Source organism: Chromohalobacter sarecensis, assembly GCF_023061135.1.
Classification (GTDB): Bacteria; Pseudomonadota; Gammaproteobacteria; order Pseudomonadales; family Halomonadaceae; genus Chromohalobacter; species Chromohalobacter sarecensis.
In genome coordinates this window covers 260,157-282,396 of record NZ_JAKGAN010000001.1, presented here as the reverse complement: position 1 = coordinate 282,396, position 22,240 = coordinate 260,157, and the positions used below count along the sequence as shown (strand labels likewise).

The 22,240-nt window shown below is 55.3% G+C and carries 15 protein-coding genes and 4 pseudogenes; 7 read left to right on the top strand and 12 right to left on the bottom strand.

Annotation, left to right across the window (positions count from 1 at the left end; all coding sequences use genetic code 11):
• Positions 1-6 precede the first annotated feature (6 nt).
• Positions 7-597: a cysteine hydrolase family protein gene (locus L1071_RS01280; protein ID WP_246967739.1), complete on the top strand. Its 591-nt coding sequence runs from the start codon at positions 7-9 to the stop codon at positions 595-597.
• Between the two features lie 310 nt (positions 598-907).
• On the opposite strand, the pseudogene L1071_RS16195 reads toward L1071_RS01280, so the two are convergent.
• The 6 genes and pseudogenes from L1071_RS16195 to L1071_RS01255 all read right to left on the bottom strand — a co-directional run.
• A pseudogene (locus tag L1071_RS16195) lies at positions 908-1,012 on the bottom strand (hypothetical protein); the annotation flags it as partial.
• 296 nt (positions 1,013-1,308) lie between these two features.
• Positions 1,309-2,889 (bottom strand): hypothetical protein, encoded by a 1,581-nt coding sequence (locus L1071_RS01275; protein ID WP_246967736.1) that lies wholly within the window; start codon positions 2,887-2,889, stop codon positions 1,309-1,311.
• Between the two features lie 48 nt (positions 2,890-2,937).
• Complete coding sequence (locus tag L1071_RS01270) at positions 2,938-3,090, bottom strand: hypothetical protein (RefSeq protein WP_246967733.1); 153 nt, start codon at positions 3,088-3,090, stop codon at positions 2,938-2,940.
• A gap of 261 nt (positions 3,091-3,351) precedes the next feature.
• On the bottom strand, positions 3,352-5,049 hold the full coding sequence (locus L1071_RS01265) for a hypothetical protein (RefSeq protein ID WP_246967730.1): 1,698 nt from the start codon (positions 5,047-5,049) through the stop codon (positions 3,352-3,354).
• A complete protein-coding gene (locus L1071_RS01260; RefSeq protein WP_246967728.1) occupies positions 5,046-6,734 on the bottom strand; it encodes a hypothetical protein in 1,689 nt (562 codons plus the stop codon). Before L1071_RS01260 ends, L1071_RS01265 begins: the two co-directional genes overlap by 4 nt.
• Positions 6,735-6,886: 152 nt before the next feature.
• Positions 6,887-7,027, bottom strand: a pseudogene (locus L1071_RS01255) (GMP synthase (glutamine-hydrolyzing)); the annotation flags it as partial.
• Between the two features lie 17 nt (positions 7,028-7,044).
• On the opposite strand from L1071_RS01255, the pseudogene L1071_RS01250 reads away from it, so the two are divergent.
• From L1071_RS01250 to L1071_RS01240, 3 genes and pseudogenes are all read left to right on the top strand, one after another.
• Positions 7,045-7,539: pseudogene (locus tag L1071_RS01250) on the top strand (ATP-binding protein); the annotation flags it as partial.
• Positions 7,540-7,565: 26 nt separating this feature from the next.
• Positions 7,566-7,801, top strand: a pseudogene (locus L1071_RS01245) (transposase); the annotation flags it as partial.
• 162 nt (positions 7,802-7,963) lie between these two features.
• Positions 7,964-11,020 (top strand): DEAD/DEAH box helicase, encoded by a 3,057-nt coding sequence (locus tag L1071_RS01240; RefSeq protein WP_246967725.1) that lies wholly within the window; start codon positions 7,964-7,966, stop codon positions 11,018-11,020.
• 129 nt (positions 11,021-11,149) lie between these two features.
• On the opposite strand, the gene L1071_RS01235 is transcribed toward L1071_RS01240, so the two are convergent.
• The 4 genes from L1071_RS01235 to guaB form a co-directional block, all read right to left on the bottom strand.
• The gene (locus L1071_RS01235) at positions 11,150-12,133 is read right to left on the bottom strand and encodes a tyrosine-type recombinase/integrase (protein ID WP_425531228.1); all 984 of its coding nucleotides are present in this window, start codon (positions 12,131-12,133) and stop codon (positions 11,150-11,152) included.
• Between the two features lie 71 nt (positions 12,134-12,204).
• Positions 12,205-12,354 (bottom strand): hypothetical protein, encoded by a 150-nt coding sequence (locus L1071_RS16285; RefSeq protein WP_425531227.1) that lies wholly within the window; start codon positions 12,352-12,354, stop codon positions 12,205-12,207.
• 130 nt (positions 12,355-12,484) lie between these two features.
• Complete coding sequence (gene guaA / locus L1071_RS01230) at positions 12,485-14,062, bottom strand: glutamine-hydrolyzing GMP synthase (RefSeq protein WP_246967722.1); 1,578 nt, start codon at positions 14,060-14,062, stop codon at positions 12,485-12,487.
• A gap of 142 nt (positions 14,063-14,204) precedes the next feature.
• The gene (guaB, locus tag L1071_RS01225; RefSeq protein ID WP_246967719.1) at positions 14,205-15,674 is read right to left on the bottom strand and encodes an IMP dehydrogenase; all 1,470 of its coding nucleotides are present in this window, start codon (positions 15,672-15,674) and stop codon (positions 14,205-14,207) included.
• Positions 15,675-15,900: 226 nt separating this feature from the next.
• Between guaB and abiEi the strand changes: the two genes are divergently transcribed.
• Positions 15,901-16,440: a type IV toxin-antitoxin system AbiEi family antitoxin gene (abiEi, locus tag L1071_RS01220; RefSeq protein ID WP_246967715.1), complete on the top strand. Its 540-nt coding sequence runs from the start codon at positions 15,901-15,903 to the stop codon at positions 16,438-16,440.
• A 164-nt stretch (positions 16,441-16,604) separates the two neighbouring features.
• Here abiEi and L1071_RS01215 read toward each other — a convergent pair whose 3' ends face one another.
• Positions 16,605-17,996 carry an aminotransferase-like domain-containing protein gene (locus tag L1071_RS01215; protein WP_246967712.1) on the bottom strand — a complete coding sequence of 464 codons (1,392 nt, stop codon included), beginning with the start codon at positions 17,994-17,996 and terminating at the stop codon, positions 16,605-16,607.
• A gap of 137 nt (positions 17,997-18,133) precedes the next feature.
• Here L1071_RS01215 and L1071_RS01210 point away from each other — a divergent pair, with 137 nt between their 5' ends.
• Together L1071_RS01210 and xseA are read left to right on the top strand one after the other, a co-directional pair.
• Complete coding sequence (locus L1071_RS01210; protein WP_246967709.1) at positions 18,134-19,291, top strand: MFS transporter; 1,158 nt, start codon at positions 18,134-18,136, stop codon at positions 19,289-19,291.
• Between the two features lie 174 nt (positions 19,292-19,465).
• A complete protein-coding gene (gene xseA / locus L1071_RS01205) occupies positions 19,466-20,815 on the top strand; it encodes an exodeoxyribonuclease VII large subunit (protein WP_246967706.1) in 1,350 nt (449 codons plus the stop codon).
• Between the two features lie 9 nt (positions 20,816-20,824).
• Here xseA and glrR read toward each other — a convergent pair whose 3' ends face one another.
• Positions 20,825-22,225, bottom strand: coding sequence for a two-component system response regulator GlrR (gene glrR / locus L1071_RS01200; protein WP_246967703.1), 1,401 nt, complete (start codon positions 22,223-22,225; stop codon positions 20,825-20,827).
• Positions 22,226-22,240 lie beyond the last annotated feature (15 nt).

The window sequence follows — 22,240 nt, the reverse complement described above, 5'->3', positions numbered from 1 at the left end:
ATACCAATGACCTTGCTTGACATGGCTGGTGCCCCAAATGAAGTCGCTGACTGGAAGAAGTGTGCGCTCGTCCTGATTGATTATCAGAATGAGTATCTGGATGGTGCATTGCCCCTGAAGACTGCCGGCGAAGAGGCCCTTCAAAATGCTAAGCTTTTGCTTGACAAGGCACGGCAAGAAGGAGCACTTGTTTTCCATGTTGTTCAACATGGAGAACCTAAAGGTAAGATCTTCGATCCGCTTACCGACAAAGTTTCGATCCTGAGCCCTCTCGCCCCCTTTTCGGATGAGAAGGTCATCGAAAAAGCACATCCGAACTCTTTTCATAACACCCCCCTCAAGGAGTTGTTGCTTCTAGCAAGTACACAGCAGGTAGTTTTCGCTGGTTTTATGAGTCACATGTGTGTGAGTGCCAGTGTTAGAGCTTCCCTTGACCTAGGGTTCAAAAATTTTGTTTGCCATGACGCCTGCGCAACGAGAGAACTACCAAGTCATAATGGTTCGATTATTTCTTCTGAGCTTTTGCACGACGCTGCAATGGCTGCCCTCAAGGACCGATTCGCAACTATAGTTTCAACACAAGATCTCATTTCTTAATCCAGTGCATCAAAAAGGTCTATGCATAATAGGCCTTTTTAATTTAGCACATACCATGGATTATTGCATTAGAAATGCTTTACCAAAATAGACTTTTGCTACAACAACATTTTACAAAGGGAAATGTCCATTGTCTCATCTCCACCGACCCAGCAAGCTCAGCTATTCCATAAGCCTGCTACGCCAGCTTGATGAAGAGCATCCACTTCAACATTCAACGATCTCACGGGTGCTTTTTTGTCGGTGTACTGCCCTCTCTTCCATACATTGGAGGTGGGGGTGGGGACAACCTTCATTGGCGTTGACACTGATAGGGACTATACCCGGAAACGACCAACCGGACAGCCACCTCCATGACAGGATGGCCTCGCTTAGTCACCTGCGTGACGGCTTCAATCTTGAATTCTTCGGTATACCGCTAGTGGATCATGGGGCCTTCAGTGTAAGGCCTGGAGGTGTATACGAAGCACGGGGCGATCCTTTGGTTACCGATTCCGATGACAAATATGAATATTTCATACAGCCTGAACTGGTCCAGGCATAGGAAGAAATAGGATGAGAGCAGTAACGATTAGATAGCCAAAGATGTACACTGATCACCGCCTTCGGCGAGGTTACGCCTCCCGCAAACTGGCATGTTTTCCTCTTCTTTAGCTATAGTCGAGAGGATATTCATTCCCACCTACCCCGCCATGTACTTAGACCTCCTTTTCATAGCACAGGGTAATTAATCTGCTTCATTCCCATAAGCTCGTAGACCCCTTTCAGGTTGTCTGCGGTGGGCTTGTCTTCACGAAGCCAGCGAACCGATACACCGAGATAGCAGGCCCACAGAACGCCTTTCTTGAATGGCCGCCATTGGCGAGTCTTTGCCATCACCTCGATATACTGGTTGACGAGCAGGTACTGGTACTCACCGGCTGTGTACTTGGCCGCGTCGAACGCTTGCTGATAGTGAGTCGCAGCAGACGCATAGTCTTCGGCGCGATAACAGACAACACCCCGCAACCAGTGCAGAAGCCAGGTGAGTCGCTCAGCCACCTCCGCCCGGTTCAGGTCCTCCTCAAGCGCATCAATGGTCGCCGGTCTGAGCTCGGGATCCTTGCGCATCGACAGGCCACGTTCGATTAGCGGCACAATACCTACGGAGGGAGGCTGGCGCCAGCGAGACACGGTATCCACAGGCACTTGTGACACATAAGAGCCATACCTACTCTCGTTCCAATTCACAATTAAGGGATCAGGTTCGCCTGCAGGGCTTATATGATGTCGTAAAATTTCCGTGGAGCTTTGGCGTTTGGTCTCAAAGAATTTCCAAAAATGAGGTGCCATCTTCAGCCCCAATAGCACTTGGGCATCATGATCTGGGTCTGGGCCGATCTGGCCTAGCTGCTCCTCATACTCCCGATAGAAGCCTTCAAGCTCCTCGTTCATCCAGCTGGCATATAAACGGATCTGCTCGCAGAGTTCGTCCAGGAAGTCCTGGCCATACGCTTGGCTAATAATAGAAGTAGCCATGGTTACCATTCTAGCAAGGGCAGCATGGGTAATAATGGCATCTTGCAACGGCTTGTCGATAGGGTTGTCGACAGCCTCCTGCACTTCGAACGATTCTTTCAGGTTCTGCAGCAAGTTTCCCAAATAAGGGATGTGCCGACCTTGATGCCAGTTCCTGGCCGTTTTCTCGTTTTGCCACTCGTTGGGTTTGGGGTCTTGGCCTTCGGAGCTGGGCTGTCTATGGAAGTTCACTAGGGTTTGACCGCAGGAGTCATAGGCCCAGTAAAGCACCTTGCTAAGTGGCGATACTTGGCGCCCTGCTTCTGTGGTAGGCAGGAACCAGAAGGGATCCGACGGCCGGATGGGTTGAACGACGAATCCCAGATATTTCAACCACTCCTTCGTCAAGGAACGCGTGCCTTCGTCAGCCAGGTAAGTCACCAGCAAGAACCTGATAGAGTCACGCTTGCTCATGAGGGTACCTTGGGTTGTAACCAGAGACACGTATAGGCCATACAAATCATTGATCAGGCCTGTCAGCTGACGTTCCCGTACCGGACAGCGGATATAAGGTTCCAGGCACTCCGCCAACAGGGTAAATAACTTCTCAACATTGGGCTGTAGCTCGCCCTGCTCCTTCGTCAATCGCTGAAGGCGGGTCTGAATGGTTTTCTTCTGTTCTTCGGCAAAGCCAGTTGGCCCCTTTTGATTTTCTTTGGTTCGCGGCAGTACCCCGGTGATATCGAATAAAATTTTCACCACATCACCAAGGGTAGGTAGAGCGTATTGAGTCATGGCATCGCTTTCCTAGGGTTCTAGGGGGCTTCCCTGCCCCCATTGCTATTATTTTTTGTTAGAGGTGCGACTCTCTTTAATTTGCTTGCCGCGGTTCCCGTTGGATTTGGCATTCTTGATATTTTGACCAGTTGTGCCTTTATTGCGGTTCAGTGTATCGGCACGATCATTCAGTTGCTTTTGGGTTTTTTGGCTAGCCATAGGTAATCTCCTGTGAGTGTGTTGCAGGAATCAGACTATCGCCCCTATATGTCCCCGGCTAGGTCAAAGTTGGCGACACGTTTTTGAATGGGCGGACATACAACCATCACCAACCACGATATCTAGGACCCATACACCTAGTCATACGTCATGCCTTCCGTGCGGCCAATGGCATGCGATTCAGCGCCGCGCTTAAGCCTTCTATGCTGAATCAAGGCGAACCGAGGACTTCTTGGAAATATCTTGCTCCGTGGCGACAACCTACCCGGCGTCGGGTGTAGAGCAAGCCTGACCTCGCCAAACGTGTGGTGGCACAGGCATTCGATAATGTCGGCAGGCCGTGAGAAGAATGGGGATCAGCCCCATTCTCACAGCACCTACTCGTTCATGCAGCGGATGCTCCTTCATTACACGATTAATGAGATCAAAGACGGCTTCAAGCGATTCGTTAAGCGGCAGACCTGGTACCGATAAGCCATGTTCTCGGTCACCATCCCAGAAGACCTCATCTGTTTGGCCATCAGGAACCCAGATTTGGTGCGTCATGTGCGGAGCGTGTTCTAACAACGTGCTACGCAAGCGCTCTGCGCGTTCCTGATCTCCGATCATCGCAAGCCAAGCGAGTACGAAGGTGTAAAGAATCCCCGCGCGCGTATGCTCTTCGAAGTATGCGTCGCTACGGTCTCTAGGATGAGCTAGGACGTCTCGATAATCTGTCTTCGGCGTCGGATAGTGCTGCCTACTCATGAGTCCGTTGCACAGGTGATCGGACATGCCACGGATGTAGTCGGCGACGTTGGAAAGTCGGCCGCGCACGTCTGCAAGACGCATAAACAAAGCCAGTTCGATCGTGAAATCGTCGCGAACGGGGACGGCAAGCGCCGGGTTCGCGTTCAGCATCCCGATCGCTATGTTAAGCACCTTATCCGCCCCTTCACTCATTGCCTGCGCAATCGCCTCGTCCTGCGAGGCACTAATGGCCTCCAGCCATAGTCCATGGAGAGACAACCTCCCCAGCGTCTCGAACAGCGCGATATTGATGTCGACCGCGTTGCGTGAATTTACGGCCATTGAAAGCGCGTAGCGCTTATCGGCGAACGGCCCAATTTTCTCGACGAGAAGAAGGTTGGCGATGATGATATGAAGTTGTAAGACCTGATCGAAATGAGCCAGCCGCTCCTGTTGCGTCAGCCCCTTGCGCAAACGGGCACTATCGCAGTACGGCCAGCTACGTAGCAGCACTAGTTCAGATGCTCGATACGCTGCCTCGAGGTTACCAGCGTCGCGAGCCCATACGAAGAGTATCCAAAGGCACAAGTAGGCTTTACGTAGCTGGCGTGTCCGCTCTGTCTGGTTCTTCGGCTCAGTGAAGATGGCATCGAGCAAGTCACGGAAATGCCGATAAGCGACGTCGGGCTGATCGAGCATCGCTAGCGCCTTCTGAAACACTCCCCGGTTCTCGCTCTCAATTAACTCTGCCCGGAGCATGCCGCTTAGGATGAGATCCGCGAGGCGATCTCCGTTCCACTCGGCGAAGTAAACGTTGGCCTTCTCGTTCGTCCGGCAGAAGCCGCTCCACTGGGCACGAACATCCTCGCGCATCTCACCACCCATGCAGACACAAATGACGATGGGCAGATTTGTAAGGTGGGGAGGGATGCGGTTCGGGATGTAGTCATCCAGAACTTCGTTCAGCGACGGCCGCACGGCCTGCTGACCAGTATCCCAATGCTCTCGTGTCAAATCGCCGGACTTGATTGTGAACAGAAACAGGCTTCGAGTGCCATTGCGATCAGGGTTGGGGCCGATTGCAGCGACGTCGACACCAGATTGCCGTGTGCCACGACGTGGACGGGTTAGAACTTCGAACCCACTCTCGGCCAGAAGATCGGGCAAGATAGCGTCAAGTTCGTCGCGCTCACGCAACGAGCGCAGATAGTGCGTCACGACAAGTTTCATTGTTGTTCTCTCGGCTCAAGCTTGAAGTGGAAAAGCATGTGTTCTAGGCCAACCGGGTCAACAATATTAAGGAGGGGCAACTCGGACGAGACCGAGAACGATTTCATCTCAATCTCGGTGAGATGCGTGGCACCCTCACCAGTATGAATCGGCGTCAGCGAAGAGCGGCCATAAAGGATGTACTGCTTGGAGAAGATATCCTCAAAGATAGATCTCCGACTTTCCTGCTCCATGCCTCGTTCCATCCTCTCGTTCCACTGAGCACGCTCTACCTCACGCTGCATTTCGCTGGGGTGCAATTCAACCAAACGTTCAATACCCTCCATCGCATCCTGAAATGCAGCCTTTCGTGCGAGCAGTTCAGTAATACCTGAGCCGTTCGCTCCGCCGTCTTCAACGTAGCGTTCAAGGTAGCTCTTCAAATTGCCACCATAGCTCAGGAGCAAGGGATCGTAGATCAGATTGAGGACATCACTGGCGATATCCTGAGACCCATCGCGAAGTACCGCTAAAGGTATGGCGACCGCTGCCAGCGGATCGATAAAGAACCATCCGACAGCCTTGCGACAGAGAAACAGCTGGTCTGATGGGATTGGTGGCAGAGACGACGTAGGGATTAAGAACGGTGGGCCATCGTTCCCAACACTGCAAACTTCATTCGCCACGCATTTACGAGTGTGTACTCCCCCATTGAGCAGCCAGTACACAACCGCACTACCAAGCACCTCAGCTCCCGCCTGCGTCAGCGCGTGGTACGCGCTCTGGAATGCGCCTAGCGTAATCTGCCCCTTTGAACGATCGATCAATTCACCAAGTAGGCGGATCACCTGTTCAGCGCGCCCATCTCTCACAAGTTGGTATGAGGCATGATCAATGCGCGAGATAGTTACAATATCGTCAGGATTAACATCTGCAACGGTATAGAGACACAGGTCTATGGTGTTCTCTGTGAGGCCTTCTCGATAACGCCACAGGAGATCTGCCGCCAAGTGAATCGCAGATGGGCTCTGCGTCTGGAGGGTTCGTTCGAGTTGTTTGTCGAAACTGGCTGGTGCGAATACTTTTCGCTTTGCAGCAGCGCGGTAGCCCGCTTCGAGGGACCGAATGGCGGTATCCTCATCGTCGCTGGACGCTTCTTGGGTTAGTGTGTCGAGTACCTCACGGTAACGTTCACCCAATTCCATGGCACCCAAAGCCGAGATGGCTGCGAGCTTCGCTTCCCGATCGTGAGCTTGCGCGAAAATTAGGCCTTCCTCGACCTCAGCGTTCATTAGGAGAACCGTGGAAAGTTGACGCAGAGCACGGTTATCGCCGGTACGTGCTGATTCGTAAACTTTGGAAGATCTGGTTGCGTCTTTCTTCGTCCATTCCCCAAAAGCGGTACTCAGGGCGCCAGCATCCAGATCGTTGCCGCCTGTATCCAGCAAGCGCGTGATGAAGGCAAGAAGGACCTCCTGATCTACATTCAGAAGAGGTATCAGATCGCATAGAACATGCTGGACGAGGAATAAGCACCGTCCCTCCAGCTCTGCCAGCGCATCTTCAACATGGAGATCAATTGGTGGCGCATCGATAGCGTTCAATATGGCCGCGAGCGCCTCGACCAACGCAGAGCGGTTATCGTCTAGACGCCGGAACTCTCGATCCGCAATAGCACGAACCAAGCCGCGTGTACGGAGCTGCATAGCCAATTCCGTCTCGTCTACCGGTGTCTCCTCTGTTCCCATTGGCCCCCCATTGGATTCTTTGTTTCCAAAAGAGCTTACAAGGCTCTATAAGTTGATGAAACGCCCCCAGTCTACTTCGTATTCAATGGTGCCCCATGAGAGCCTCACTTCTACTCAACTGTCGCGGGTGGCTTGCTGCTCACGTCGTAGGTCACGCGGGAGATACCTTCCATCTCATTGATGATACGGGTGGAGACTTTCTCCAGCAGCTCATACGAGAGATGCGCCCATCTTGCGGTCATTAAGTCGATGACTCGGCAGCGCGCAAGGCGTCGGGAAAACGCACCTCGCCGTGGCATTGGCGGTGAAAGCGGCAGAAGCTGGCCACCGGGTGCTGTTCATGACCTTGGACCGGCTGGTCAGCACGCTGATGAGTGCCCGACAGGAAAACCGCCTTGAGCGACAACTCCGGCAACTGACGTACCCGAATGTCTTGGTATTGGACGAGATGGACTACCTGCCAATGACGCGCGAAGAAGCCAGTCTGTTCTTCCTCTTGATCAATCGGCGGTACGAGCGGGCCAGCACCACTCTCACCTCGAACAAGTCGTTCATGGACTAGGGAGAGATCTTTGGCGACCAGGTCATCGCCACCGCGTTCCTAGATCGGCTGCTGCATCATTCGACCACCCTGAACATCAAAGGCGAGAGCTACCGACTGAAGGACAAGCGACGCGCCAGACTGGTGACGACACCAACGTCGAAGGAGAACGAATCCTCAAAAGAACCGAAACCTGAAGCTGTTCCGATGAAAGAGCACTGACAAAAACCGGACAATCTGGAGTGATGAAAAGCGGTACAGCGATTTACTTCGCAGACCCACATAGCCCATGGCAGCGGGGCTCCAGCGAGAACACCATGAGCTGGTGCGGCAGTATCTGCCAAAGAGCACTGTTCTCTTCGTCTACAGCCAGTAAGAGCTCGACGATATCGCCGACTCTCTGAATACGCTACCGCACAAGACACTGGACTGGCGAACGCCGCTGGAAATCTATGCCGATGAGCTCAGGGAATTCCTCGGTTGACCGAGCACTATTCAATAGCATTGCGCTTGGAACTTGAGACCGCTAATTTTAGCCGCTAAAATTCTCACTAACTTATAAACTCACCAACATCTTGCTTTAACGATGCAGACAATATAAAAACTTGGCTCAATCTTAATATTATACTTCTACAGGGGATAAATTGTGAATATCAAAGGATTTTCAATAAATAGAAACTTATGGTATGACTTAAGAACTTGTCAGCAAGAGAGTATAAAAAAAGCTTTAAGCTACTTAAAAAAACCGCTTACTGAAACTGATAAGTCTTGTTTGGTCAGCTTACCTACAGGTGCTGGAAAGTCTGGTGTGATTAGTGTCATCAGCCATAAATCCTCTCAAAAAAAGGTTCTTGTACTTTGTCATCGAAGGGCTGTTTGTGATCAATTGCATTCAGAGATAAATGGTAAGTTTTTTAGCGAACGCGCGGAAGGTTCAAGCATTACATTAAAGCATGCTTTTGATGATATCAACGACTTATCAAAAAATGGCATTTATGTATCAACATTTCAAAAGCTACAAAATTTGAACTCTATAGAGCTAGAAAAACTGAAGAAAGAAATTGACCTTATTATTATTGATGAAGGTCACTCTGAACCCTCTCCCGTTTGGCGTACTCTTGTAAGGGGAATGAATGCTCATAAAATTGTCATCACAGCAACACCGTATCGCAACGATCTATTTCAATTTGATGTTTCAGCGGACTTCAGCTACATCTACACCTTTAAAAAAGCACTTTTAGACAATGTGCTTAAAGAGCCTGAATTTGAATCTATTAAGCCTCAAAGCTTAAGCAATTCTATTCGCTCATTCTTAACTAAAAACCCTAATACAAAATGCATAATAAAATGCAAAAACATAAGTGACATTGAAAGTTATTACAACCAATTAAACAGCGACTTCAATATACTGGCTATACACGACCAACTTAAGCAAGACCCTCGCAGTAATGTTAAGTCAGCCGTACCTGCCAACTTAAAAAACTCTCAATATGAAGTCATCATTCATCAACGAAAGCTTGATGAGGGTGTTGACATACCCCAAGCAAAGCTATTGATCCTAACTTACAATGTTAATAGTGGTAGAGAGCTCGTACAAACAATTGGCCGTGTCGTTCGAATATTTTCTGAAGTCGAACCCAAAGTAATAGAGATAAACAGCAATTCAAATCATCAAATGTGGCAGAACTATCGCCTATTTGATGCATCCCTTAATAGCGAAAGTGCTGTTAAAAAATTCATTCTCTCTTTAGATGCAAACAGGTTAATAGAGCTTTATCTGGAGGCTTTTCCTGATTCAAGTTATTATGGCAATCGCTTTTTGAGAAAATTTGAACTTAACGAATTTGATCCAGAGACCTCACTAAATATACCAACAGCATCTGTTTGCTTTTTAAACACAACTGAGGGGTTTAGTGTAGAGCTTCTATCAGACATATTGTATTGGCGATGCAATAATAACGGAGAGCTTGCTAAGCAATTTAATACACAATTTGGTATTTATATTATTGTCTCCATAGCTTTCAACCGTTCTAAATTCTTGAAGGAGCATTTCTTTTTCGAACCTTCCTTAGAAATAACTATTTTCAAAGAACTATCTAACAACATTGTCGCAATTTACGATAGCAGAGGACGACGCCTTAGCAGAGACAAAGAATTAAAACTTGGCTCTGCCGTACCACAAGAGAATTTATTTAAGATTCTATCCCTTGGTGAATCTTCAACTACTAAAGAGGCCAGCAGCAAGTCTGTTAGTTCAGCAAGGAGACGCCCTGATAGTATTGCAATTAAGGGACAGAACTTGGATCAAATGGCAGATCAACAAGCGAACTCCTCATACAGACTTTCTACAGCAAGATTAGATACTTATGACGGAATGCAAACAAAATCCGGTAGCTATTACGTAGGGGTTGACTCAGGGCGCATATCAGACCAAAAAGAAAACTCATTCAGCCTGCATGAATTAAACGACTGGTTAGAAACAATGGATACCGTCCTTGCTGGCGACTTATTAGTTAACAATCCACTAATCGACTCTTATGCAAAGCCAGTTAACGTAGACACGAATATAAATATCGAAAGCGTGATTTTTGATTTCAGCGAGTTCGAATCACCAATAACAATCTCAATTAATGGTTCAAGTCATACCATAGACAATGATTTCTTACATAGAAATTATGAAAACGGATTCCTGCTACTATCTGGAATTGAAGAGAGCCGAGTAGTAATCGAGCTTCACAATGAAGAACCATGCCTGGACATGAACACTGATCAGCCAATTTTTTACTCTCTAAATGAACATGACTTTAAAAAAGAAAATATTGTAGAATTTCTAGCTGAACACCTCCACAAAGCTTTGTTGGAAAATGGAATTGGGTATTCCCAAGATAAATTCTATCAAACAAAACTTCCCGTCGAACACTCTTTCAATTTTGATGAATCGAATCTAGCAAACGTGGTCATTGGGTTTCCTGAGTTACTAGGAAAAAACCTAGATGAAAAGGGTTATAGGGATGGAGTATACCAGGTTGTAAATCAGAACTTTAGCACAGAATCAATCTTCCACCTATTAGATAAGATTAAAGCCAATGGAATGGGTAATCCAACAAGGGAAGACTTAGGACCGTTTTCCCCATATATTCCTAATGCCGATCTAGTTCTAAACACTGATATGGGTACTGAGCCTGCCGATTTTATTTTGTCCTCTAAGAGCAAACTTGTATATGTGCATATAAAATGTGGCAACAGTTTTTCAAGGCCAAACTCTTCAGCTGGCGCACTTGCTGAGGTAGGATCTCAAGCAATCAAGAACATGGAAATGTTGGTAAGTGGTAACGAATTGCTAAAACCAGGAAACTGGAACTTACTACTTTCAGCTTGGCCCACAGCGGGGGCAGAGCAATTGATGCATGAGAGGATCAGGTTGATTAATGGACAACCCTACACCGCCAGTAATTCTCAAGATAGGCAGCAAAAGCTGAACGAAGCCTGGGAAGTAGTTTTCCAGAGACGTCGCTCAACAGCAGTTCGTAAGGAAATATGGATTGTTGCCGCAAATAGCTTTTCTGTAAGGCACTTTAAGAGTCAGCTATGGCTTGGTAAAAATGCGGCCAGCGAGACATTACAAGCTTACCAATTAATTAATAGCTGGATATCGACAGCGCACAGCAATGATGTGGAACTAAAAATATTTGTTGCTCCATAAATTCAATTTTAATTTTAAATGTCGAGTCAGAAGCACCTTTGCTGACTCGACATTTCTAAAGGCAAGCATCTTTTCTAGAAAAATACATGAAACTGGTTATTTTAAGAAATAACGTTACAACATGGGGGCTTACAGTATGTAACATTTTAAATCTGTCCACACATCAATCATGTCAGCCCAGTCCTGTAACATGGCTGTACGCTGCTTGCGATACTCGGCTTTGTTATATATCGCTCTCACGCCTTTTTGCTCATGCGCGAGGCATTTCTCTATCCAGTCGGTGTTGTAACCGGCTTCATGGAGCAAGGTACTCGCTGTGCGCCTCAGATCGTGGGGGCCAAACTTGGCAAGCGGTTGCTCTTCTTTCTGAGCAAGCTTGTACGTCATTGTCATGACTCGATTGAGTGTGGCACTGCTCATGGGTACGTCAGAATCGTAACGCGACGGCAAAACATAATCCGACCCACCGGAGAACGTCTTCAAAGCGATGAGGATGTCCATAGCCTGCCTGGATAGAAACACCAGGTGAGGGTTTCGCCGCTTCATCCGTTCTTTGGGGATCGTCCAGAGCGCTTCGCTGAAGTTGATCTCACTCCAGGTGGCATTCGTCAGCTCGCTTTTACGCACCATCGTCAACAACAGTAGCTTTACCGCAGCCCGGATCGATGGTGATGTACCAATACGCCCCATGTACTGGTACATGATCCTGATTTCTTCGGGCGTCAGGGTTCGATCTCTCGGCTCAAACCTGGCAATGCTTGCTGGCCGCACTAGGTCTGCCGGGTTCTCAACCTTCTGGCCTCGCTCAGTGGCCCAGCGGTATACCTGGAGTACAATCTCACGCGCATGAACCGCCGTAGCAGGCGCACCGCGCTCTACGATGGCGTCGGTTAGTGCTCGCAAGTCCTCGTGAGTGATTTCGGTCAGCTTCTGATTGCCGAATTTCGTTTCCAGCTCTCTCGTATAAACCGAGCGGCGCATATCACGGGTAGAGTCGGCCATCTGGTAGCCACGTAGCCACTTTTCCGCCCAGGCACCAAAGGTTTCAGCCCCTTTCACACGCGTCTTGTCGCGAGCCTTCTCCTTCGCTGGCGACTTCCCATCTGCGACCATCCGTTTGGCCTCACCTAGCCGCTCACGGGCTTCTGCCAGAGTGATGCCCCCAACGCCGTAGCGGCCAAAGGTTATTGTCTCTTACCTGCCATGGATTGAGTAGTTGTAACGGAATGAGATGGAACCGGCAGGGTGACAGCCACGTAGAGGCCGTCCCGGTCATTCACCTTGTAGAGTTTATCCCTCGGCTTGAGGTTGCGCAGCTTGGTATCGGTCAGCAAGAGTCTTATCCTTCTTCGATTCCGATACCATGCTGAAAGATCACCCAAAAATAAGGCGACAAAGCCCATAAAAACATGGGCTTATTGGCAATTTATTGCCGGGTAGTGCCAGCTAGCGCCTAACGCTTATTCACTCCCACTCTATCGTCGCGGGCGGCTTGCTGCTGACGTCATACGTCACGCGCGATACACCGCTGATCTCGTTGATGATGCGATTGGAGACTTTCTCCAGCAGCTCATACGGCAGGTGGGCCCATCTTGCGGTCATGAAGTCGATGGTTTCGACGGCGCGCAGGGCGATAACCCATTCGTAGCGGCGGCCGTCGCCGACGACGCCGACGGATTTGACTGGCAGGAACACGGCGAAGGCTTGGCTGGTCTTGTGGTACCAGTCGGCATTGTGCAGTTCTTCAATGAAGATGGCGTCGGCTTCACGCAGGATGTCGGCGTACTCTTTTTTGACTTCGCCGAGGATGCGCACGCCGAGGCCCGGTCCCGGGAAGGGGTGGCGATAGACCATGTCGTAGGGCAGGCCGAGTTCCAGGCCGAGCTTGCGCACTTCGTCCTTGAACAGCTCGCGCAGCGGTTCGACCAGCTTGAGCTTCATGGTCTCGGGCAGGCCGCCGACGTTGTGGTGCGACTTGATGACATGGGCCTTGCCCGTCTTGCTGGCGGCGGATTCGATCACGTCCGGGTAGATGGTGCCCTGGGCGAGAAAGTCGACGCCGTCGATCTTGGCGGCTTCACGGTCAAACACGTCAATGAAGGTGTTGCCAATGACCTTGCGCTTGGCTTCGGGGTCGGCCTCGCCTTCCAGCTTGGTGAGGAATTCGTCTTCGGCGTCGACGCGAATCACGCGCACGCCCATGTGCTGGCCGAAGGTTTCCATCACCTGGTCGCCTTCTTTCTTGCGCAGCAGGCCATTGTCGACGAACACGCAGGTCAGTTGATCGCCGATGGCCTTGTGCAGCAGCGCGGCGACCACGGAGGAGTCCACGCCGCCGGAAAGGCCCAGCAGCACGTGGCGGTCGGCGACTTGCTCGCGTACGCGCTCGCAGAGGTCTTCGATGATCTGCGCCGGGGTCCACAGCCGCTCGGCCTGGCAGATATCCAGCACGAATTGCTCGAGAATGCGCTGGCCTTGCAGGGTGTGGGTCACTTCGGGGTGGAACTGCACGCCGTAGAAATGCTTCTCTTCCCACGCCATGGCGGCGATGGGGCAGCTCGGCGTGGAGGCGGTCACAGTGAAGGCATCCGGCACCTGGCCGACCTTGTCGCCGTGGCTCATCCACACATCGAGCAGCGCGCGGCCGGTCTCGACGTCGACATGATCCTTGATGCCCGAGAGCAGCGCGTTGTCGGCGTCGATACGCACCTGCGCATAGCCGAACTCATGCGTATGCGAACCTTCGACCTTGCCGCCCAATTGCTCGGCCATGGTTTGCATGCCGTAGCAGATCCCCAGTACCGGCAGGCCCATCTCGAACACGCATTGCGGTGCGCGCGGAGAGGCGAGTTCGGTGACGGATTCCGGCCCCCCGGCGAGGATGATGCCGTTGGGCGCGTACTCGCGGATCTCTTCTTCGCTGATATCGAAGGCACGCACTTCGGAGTAGACGCCGATCTCGCGCACGCGGCGCGCGATGAGCTGGGTGTACTGGGAGCCGAAGTCGAGGATCAGGATCTTATGGGCGTGAATATCTTGCATGAAATGGGCACCGCCGTTATGGACTCAAACGTCGAGGCCTGGATCATTGCCTCGAAAAACGAGAGGGAAGACTGAAGAAGTAAGAGGCGGTATAACCCGCCTCTTTTCTTCCCTCTTATCTCTTCTATCTTCTTACTAGATATCAGCCCGCCCGGTAGTTGGGGGCCTCTTTCGTAATCTGCACATCGTGCACGTGCGATTCGGCAAAGCCCGCGCCGGTGATCTTCACGAATTCCGGCTTGGTGCGCATCTCGTCGATGTCGTGGCAGCCGGTGTAGCCCATGGAGGCGCGCAAGCCGCCCATCAGTTGATGGACGATGGCGCTCATCGCGCCCTTGTAGGGCACGCGGCCTTCGACGCCTTCCGGCACCAGCTTCTCGACGCCGGCGTTCTTATCCTGGAAGTAACGATCGGACGAGCCCTGAGTCTGGGACATGGCGCTCATGGAGCCCATGCCGCGATAGGCCTTATAGGTACGCCCCTGATAGAGCTCGATCTCGCCCGGCGCTTCCTCGGTACCGGCCAGCAGGCCACCGATCATCACCGTGCTGGCCCCGGCGGCGATAGCCTTGGAAAGGTCGCCGGAGAAGCGAATGCCGCCATCGGCGACCAGCGGGATGTCGAACGGCTTGAGCGCGTCAGCCACATCGGAGACAGCAGAGATCTGCGGCACTCCGACACCGGCGACGATGCGCGTGGTGCAGATGGAACCGGGGCCGATGCCGACCTTGACGCCATCGACGCCGGCTTCGGCGAGTGCCTTGGCGGCAGCGGCGGTGGCAATGTTGCCGCCGATCACCTGCACCTGCGGATAATGTTCCTTGACCCAACGCACGCGCTCGATGACGCCCTGGGAATGACCATGCGCGGTATCGACCACCACCACATCGACGCCCGCCTCGGCCAGCGCGGCGATGCGATCCGGCGTTTCCGGCCCGGTGCCCACGGCAGCACCGACCAGCAAACGGCCATCGCTGTCCTTGGCGGCGTGCGGATAGGTGCGCGCCTTCTCGATATCGCGAACGGTGACCAAGCCACGCAGGCGGAACTGATCGTCGACCACGAGGATCTTCTCGATGCGGTGTTCCTGCAGCTTGGACTTGATGATATCCAGCGAGGTGCCGACGGGCACAGTGACCAGCTTCTCGCGCGGAGTCATGATTTCCGCGACGCTATCGCCCTTGTCCGGACGGAAGCGCATGTCGCGCCCGGTGACGATGCCCATCAGGGTGTCGCCCTCGACTACCGGGAATCCGGAATAACCGTACTCGTCGGCCATCTCGAGCAGATCGGCCAGCTTCGCCTTGGAACTGACGGTCACCGGGTCCTTGACGATCACGCTCTCGTGCTTCTTCACCTTGCGCACTTCCGTCGCCTGCGCGGCGATGGTCATGCTCTTGTGAATAATCCCGATGCCACCTTCCTGCGCCATGGCAATCGCCAAGCGGGCTTCGGTCACGGTATCCATCGCGGAGGAAAGCAGCGGGATGTTGAGGTAAAGGTCGCGCGTCAGGCGGGATCTGAGGCTGACATCCTTGGGCAGAACGTCGGAATAGCCGGGGACGAGTAAGACATCATCGAACGTAAGAGCTTCTTGCGCTATACGAAGCATGTGGCGACACCTGTGGGGAAAGCGGGTGCGGGGAAGATTAATCCACCATTATAAACCCCTATTCCCCTCCTCTCAACGTTGAGGGCGTTTGTCAATGCACCCTTGGGGCGATGGCCTCCTCGTCCTCGAAGGAAGGAATTCATTCCCGATAGCCAAGCCAATGCTCTACTTGCCACGCAGTAAGTATACACATAGACTATTTATAAATAGCATTTGCGTAGACTTAATGGACCAAATCACCGCCCGAACCCGGCTCGACGACTGGGACCGTCAACATCGGTATGTATTTATCCAGTCGGACCTGGCCAAGATCTTTCCCGAAGACAGCCCGAAGACGCTGCAGGAGGGAATCAATCGGTTACGTCAGCACGGCATGCTTGAGGCAGTCAGTCGCGGCGTGTATGTCTACAAGCTGTCACGGCACCGTGATGCCGACCTACTCGAACGAATCGCCAAGGCCATGCGCCGTGGCGAGTACAGCTATGTCAGCCTCGAGTCCGCACTCTCGGAATATGGTGCGATCTCACAAATCCCTGTCGATCGACTGACGATCATGACCACAGGCCGCAAGGGAGAATATCGAACCCCTTATGGCACCATTGAATTCACCCACACCAAACGACCCGTTATCCAACTGCTAGACCGGATGCGCGATGTCGGACGTCCCTTACGGCTGGCAACGCCCCAAGCCGCCTGGGCCGATCTCAAGCGTGTCGGGCGTAACACCCACCTTGTCGATGAAGCGAGCCTGCCGAATGGACATTGAACGCGCCAACTTCGAAAGCGGTAGCACGAAGACCGGCCGGTGGTTGTGGGGGGTCCTATTCATCGCGAACAAGTTCGCTCCCACAGGTTCTTGCCTGTAGCTGGCCTGTGGAGCCTGCCTTGTGGGAGGCGTATTTGGAGAAAGGCATTCCCGATGGCGGCGGCCTATAGCATGCTTGGGTTGCCAAGAAAGCGCACCGCACGAGGATCGCGTGTGTAGGCCACGTTGATCCGAATCCACGGCGAACGCCCGCCGTCAGGCAGGAAGACATCGCCCGGCGACAGGCTGATCCCCGCGCACTGACCACTTTCGACGAGCCGGCTGGACGAGTCCACGGCCGGGTGGCGTACCCACAGGAACATACCCCCGGCCGGTTCGGCGAAGACCTCCCAGCCCGCCGCCCCGACCAGTTCGAGGGCCGAGGCCATCTGCCCCGAGAGCTTGAGGCGCAGGCGCTCGGTCAGCTTTCGGTAACTGCCGTTCTCCAGCATGGTTGTAACCACCTGCTCAGCAAAACGCGACGAGGCGATGCTGGTTAGCATCTTGACGTCCACCAGCTGCTTGATCAGGCCCGGCTCGGCGGCGATGAACCCCACGCGCAGCGAACAGGACAGGCTCTTCGAGAAGCTACCGAGATAGATAACCCGCCGCAGGCCATCGAGCGCCGCCAGTCTAATGGTGGGGTCACGCTGGAAGTCCGCGTAGATGTCGTCCTCGACGATCCGGAAGTCGTGCTTCTCGGCGAGTTGCAAAACGCGATGCGCCACGGTCGGCGCCAGCGTCGTGCCCGTCGGGTTCTGGAACACGCTATTGGTGAAAAGCAGCCTGGGCCGGTGCGTCTTCAGCAGGGCTTCCATCCGCTCGACATCGGGCCCTCCACTCAGCCGTGGCACGCCGATCACCTTGACCCGCTGCAGCCGCAACAGGCCGAACAGGTTGTAATAGCCCGGTGATTCCACGAAGACCGTGTCGCCGGGGTTGAGCATCAGCCGCACGAGCAGGTCGAGCGCATGGCTGCCGCCGCCGGTCAGCAAAATCTGGTTGGCATCGGCCTCGATGTCCAGCAACCGCATCCGCTCCTCGATGAGCGAGCGCAACACCGGCGTACCCAGCGGGGTGCTGTAGTCGAAAAGGCTCAAGCGGTCCTGCCGGGTCACCTGGCGAATGGCATGGGCCAGATCGTCGCCTTCGCGCCAGTCGGTGGGCAGCCACCCGCAGCCAAGCTTCAGGCTATCCTCACGGGTCTGAAACAAGCGCCACATTTCGTCGGTGACGTCTTCCAGGTTTTCCGCGCCGCTATCCTCCCTGGCGAGCACCCGCACCGCGCTATCGGCCACATAGAAACCCGCCCCCGGCCTGGAGCGCACCAAGCCCTGCGCCACCAATCGTTCATAGGCTTCGATGGCGGTGTTGCGGCTGACCCCCAAATCGCGCGCCAGTCGCCGGATCGAAGGCAGGCGGCTGCCCGCGCCGTGCCGCGCGATCCAGTCGCGTACGCCGTCGGTCACCTGGGCCACCACCGGCAGGTTCGAGTCTTGATCGATTTCCAGCTTCACCGCAGCGATCCCCCGGGTAGCGACCGTTCCGCAATAATCGCGAACAGTGCATGGATTATTCGCCGGCATTGTACCTTACCGGCCCGATGTGCCGGTGCCAGGCTGGGCGCCCCTCTACCGACACTGGCAGCCATCGCATGAAAGGATCGTCTCCCCTTCGCCTCGCGCTCGCACTTTGCACGATCACGACCGCAGTCAACCTGCAGGCGCCACTCTACGATGCTCTGGCCGCGCGGGACGGGTTGGGCGTCGGCGCCACTAGCGTGGCCTTCGCCTGCTACGTGTTAGGCATCATGCCAGTCCTGCTGGCACTGAACGGCCTGCCGGAACGCCTCGGCCGGCGGCCCCTGATTCTCGCCGCGCTATGCTTGTGCCTGGTGGCAACGTCACTGACACTGCTCGCCCCGGGGCTGGTCACTCTGGGCATTGCACGCTTCTTGATGGGCCTTGGCACCGCACTGACCTCGGCCGTCGCGCCCGCCTACATGATCGAGCTGTTCCACGGCCGCGACAAGCGTGTGGCGGCAAACTGGGTCACGGGCAGCACTTCGCTGGGTTTTGGACTCGGGGCCGCAGTAACCAGCCTCTTCGTCCTGTATGTCCCAAGCCTGACCCCACCTAGTCTCTGGCTGTATCTGGGTGCCGCGAGTCTGGCCCTGTTGCTGGTGATCGGCCTGCCCGACGATGCACCGCGCCGGCCTCGGGCAGCGATGCTCCGGCTGCCGGCTTATCCGGCCGGCGCACTCCCGTTCGGACTGGCGATCCTGCTGGCCTGGGCCACGGTCGGGCTGGTCATCGCCATCCTGCCCTCGACGCTGGCCCGGCACGGGCTCGCCGCCTGGTCGGGATTCGCCACCTTCGGTATATGCAGTTGCGGCGTGCTGTTCCAGCCCTGGGCGCGGCAGCTTTCACCCCATGCCTCGACCCAACTGGGTCTGATCATCTTGCCGTTGGCGTATGCGCTGATCGCCTGGGGGTCGCTCAATGGCGTGCTGGCTGCGGTACTCATCGGCACTCTCGCCGCCAGCAGCGCCTGCTATGGCTTCGTCTACCTGGGCGGCTTGAGCGGTGTCCTCGCCGTCGCCGGCGAGCGGCAATCAAGCGCCAGCGCCGGGTTCTTCCTGCTCGCCTATGTCGGCTTCAGCCTGCCCGTCGTCACCACCGGTGCGCTGATCGATAGCGTCGGACATGCGATTGCATTACCGCTTTTCGGCGGGGCACTACTCGTCGGGGCGCTCATGGTGAGCTGGCTATTGAGAACTACCTCCGCGCAAAGCGCTGGTACACCATTGTAGTTGGCCCTTGGGGGAGCCTGGCCTTGTGGGAGGGAATTCATTCCCGATAGCGGCGCCACCGTTGCCCGTTGCCCGTTGCCCGTTGCCCGTTGCCCGTTGCCCGTTGCCCGTTGCCCGTTGCCACAATGCTAAACTGTCTCTTTTCCAAACTTACCCGATTTTGCGAGGCCTGCGATGGACGACACTGGCACCCCCACCGCCCTCAGCGTCAGTGAACTCAACCGCCAGGCCCGCCTGATGCTGGAGCGCGGCTTCGGGGAGTGTTGGGTGGAGGGCGAGATTTCGGGCGTTGCGCGGCCGGCGTCGGGGCATATCTACTTCACGCTCAAGGACGATCGCGCACAGTTGCGTTGTGCGTTCTTCCGCAACCGGGCGCGGTTGATGCGTGCGCCACTCAAGGATGGCGACCGGCTGCGGGTGCGCGGACGCGTGTCGGTGTTCGAGCCGCGTGGCGATTATCAACTGATCGTCGAGGCAGTGCAGGCATCGGGGGAAGGTGAGTTGCTGGCGGCGTTCGAGCGCCTCAAGGCGAAGCTTTCTGCCGAAGGTGTCTTCGCTAACGCGCAGACGCTGCCGAATCCGCCGCGCCATCTGGCGATCATCACCTCGCCCACCGGGGCGGCGATTCGTGACGTGCTGGCGGTGTTGCGCCGCCGCTGGCCGGCGCTGGAGGTGACAATCCTGCCGGTGCCGGTCCAAGGCCGCGAGGCACCGCCGGCGATCATCCGCGCCATCGCCCAGGCCAATCAACGCGCCCAGACGCCGGAAGACAGCGTCGATGCCCTGCTGATCACGCGCGGTGGCGGCAGTCTGGAGGATCTGTGGGCATTCAATGACGAGCATCTGGCGCGGGCGATCCATCATTCCCGGCTGCCGGTGATGTCGGCAGTCGGGCACGAAGTCGATGTCACACTGGCGGATTTCGCCGCCGACGAACGCGCGCCTACGCCCTCCGCCGCCGCCGAACACTTGGTCCCCGACTGGCGTGAGCGCCAGACACAATTGCAAGCCGTCGAACGCCGCCTGACCCGTGCCATGCAGGCGCGCCTGGAGCGCGACGGTCAACGTCTCGATCATACGCGGGTGCGGCTACGCCACCCCGGCGAGCGCCTGGCCGAGCAACGTCGACGCCTCGAAAGCTGGGAAACGCGCCTGCGCCTGGCCATGCGCCAACGCCTCGACCGTGAGCATCAACGCCACGACACCCTCACGCGCCGCGTAGAGCGCCAGGACCCACGCCTTGCCATCGCATCGCTACAGCAACGCCTGACGACCCTGGAACGTCAGCTACATGCCGCGCTGCCTCGCCGGCTCGATCAGTCGCGCTCTCGGCTCGAAGCCCTGGCGCGCGAACTCAACGCCGTCAGCCCGCTGGCGGTATTGGGGCGCGGTTATGCGATTCTCGAAGACGACGAGCGCCATGTCGTACGCAGCGCTCACGATACCCAACCCGGCCAGGCCCTCACCGCGCGACTCGGTGAGGGGCGCTTGAAACTCGAAGTAAAGCGGCGTTTCAAGCGCTGAACACGCGCCTCAACGCTGCACGCGGCGCGGCTGAGTATCGTCGTTCTGCGCTGCTTGCGGTTGGGTGCTGGGCTTGAAACTGCTGGGTTCCAGGTCGTGGCGCGCCAGCAGCTTGTAGAAGTCGGTACGGTTACGCCCGGCGATGCGCGCGGCCTGGGTGACGTTGCCTTCGGTGATCTTGAGCACCTTGACGAGATAGCTGCGCTCGAAGCCCGCGCGTGCCTCGTTGAACGACGGCAAAGCGTTTTCCTCGGCCGCCAGCGCTTGCGCCACCAGCGCCTCGGGAATGATCGGCGAGCTGGTCAGCGCCACGCACTGTTCGACGACGTTGACCAGTTGGCGCACGTTGCCCGGCCAGGCGCTGGAGGCCAGCAGGTTGAGCGCCTCCGACGAGAAGCCCTTGACGAAGGGCTTGTGGCGCTCGGCGGCTTGCCCCACCAGGTACTTGGCCAGTAGCGGCACGTCTTCGGCGCGTTCCTTGAGTGCTGGCAACTTGAGGTTGACGACGTTGAGGCGGTAGTAGAGATCCTCGCGGAAGTCACCCTCGTGCATGGCACGGTCGAGATCGCGGTGCGTAGCGGAAATGATACGCACGTCGATGGGCACCGAGGTGGTCGAGCCCAGCGGACGAATCTGACGTTCCTGCAGCGCACGCAGCAGCTTGACCTGCAAGGTCAGCGGCATGTCGCCGATCTCGTCGAGGAACAGGCTGCCGCCATCGGCGGCGAGAAACAGCCCTTCATGCTGGCTGACTGCGCCGGTAAAGGCGCCCTTGGCGTGGCCGAACAGCTCGCTTTCCAGCAATTGCTCGGGCAATGCGCCGCAGTTGATCGCCACGAAGGGTTTATCGGCGCGGCCACTGGCCTGGTGGATGGCGTTGGCAAGCAGTTCCTTGCCTGAGCCGGAAGCGCCGGTGATCAGCACGCTGACATCGGACGCCGCTACCATGCGCGCTTGCTCGAGAATGCGCTCCATCTGCGGGCTGCGGGTGATAATCTCGGCGCGCCAGGCATCGTCGCCGGCGCCATGCGTGCCCGGCGTCTGCGACAGGGCTTCCTCGATGGCGGCGAACAGCTCGTCGCGATCCACCGGCTTGGTGAGAAAGCTGAACACGCCCTGGCGCGTGGCGCTCACCGCATCGGGGATCGAGCCATGCGCGGTCAGAATGATCACCGGCATGCCCGGCGCGCGGCGCTGCAATTCACGAAACAGCGCCATGCCGTCCATTTCATCCATGCGCAAGTCGGAAAGCACCAGGTCGGGGCGGTCCTCGGTGAGACACTCCAACGCTTGTCGCCCACTTTCGGCGGTGGTCACACGGTAACCTCGGCTTTCCAGGCGCATGCCCAAAAGCTTGAGGAGGCTGGGGTCGTCATCGACCAGCAGAAGATGGGCGGCGGCGTGCTTCACGAATCTCTCCTTGGT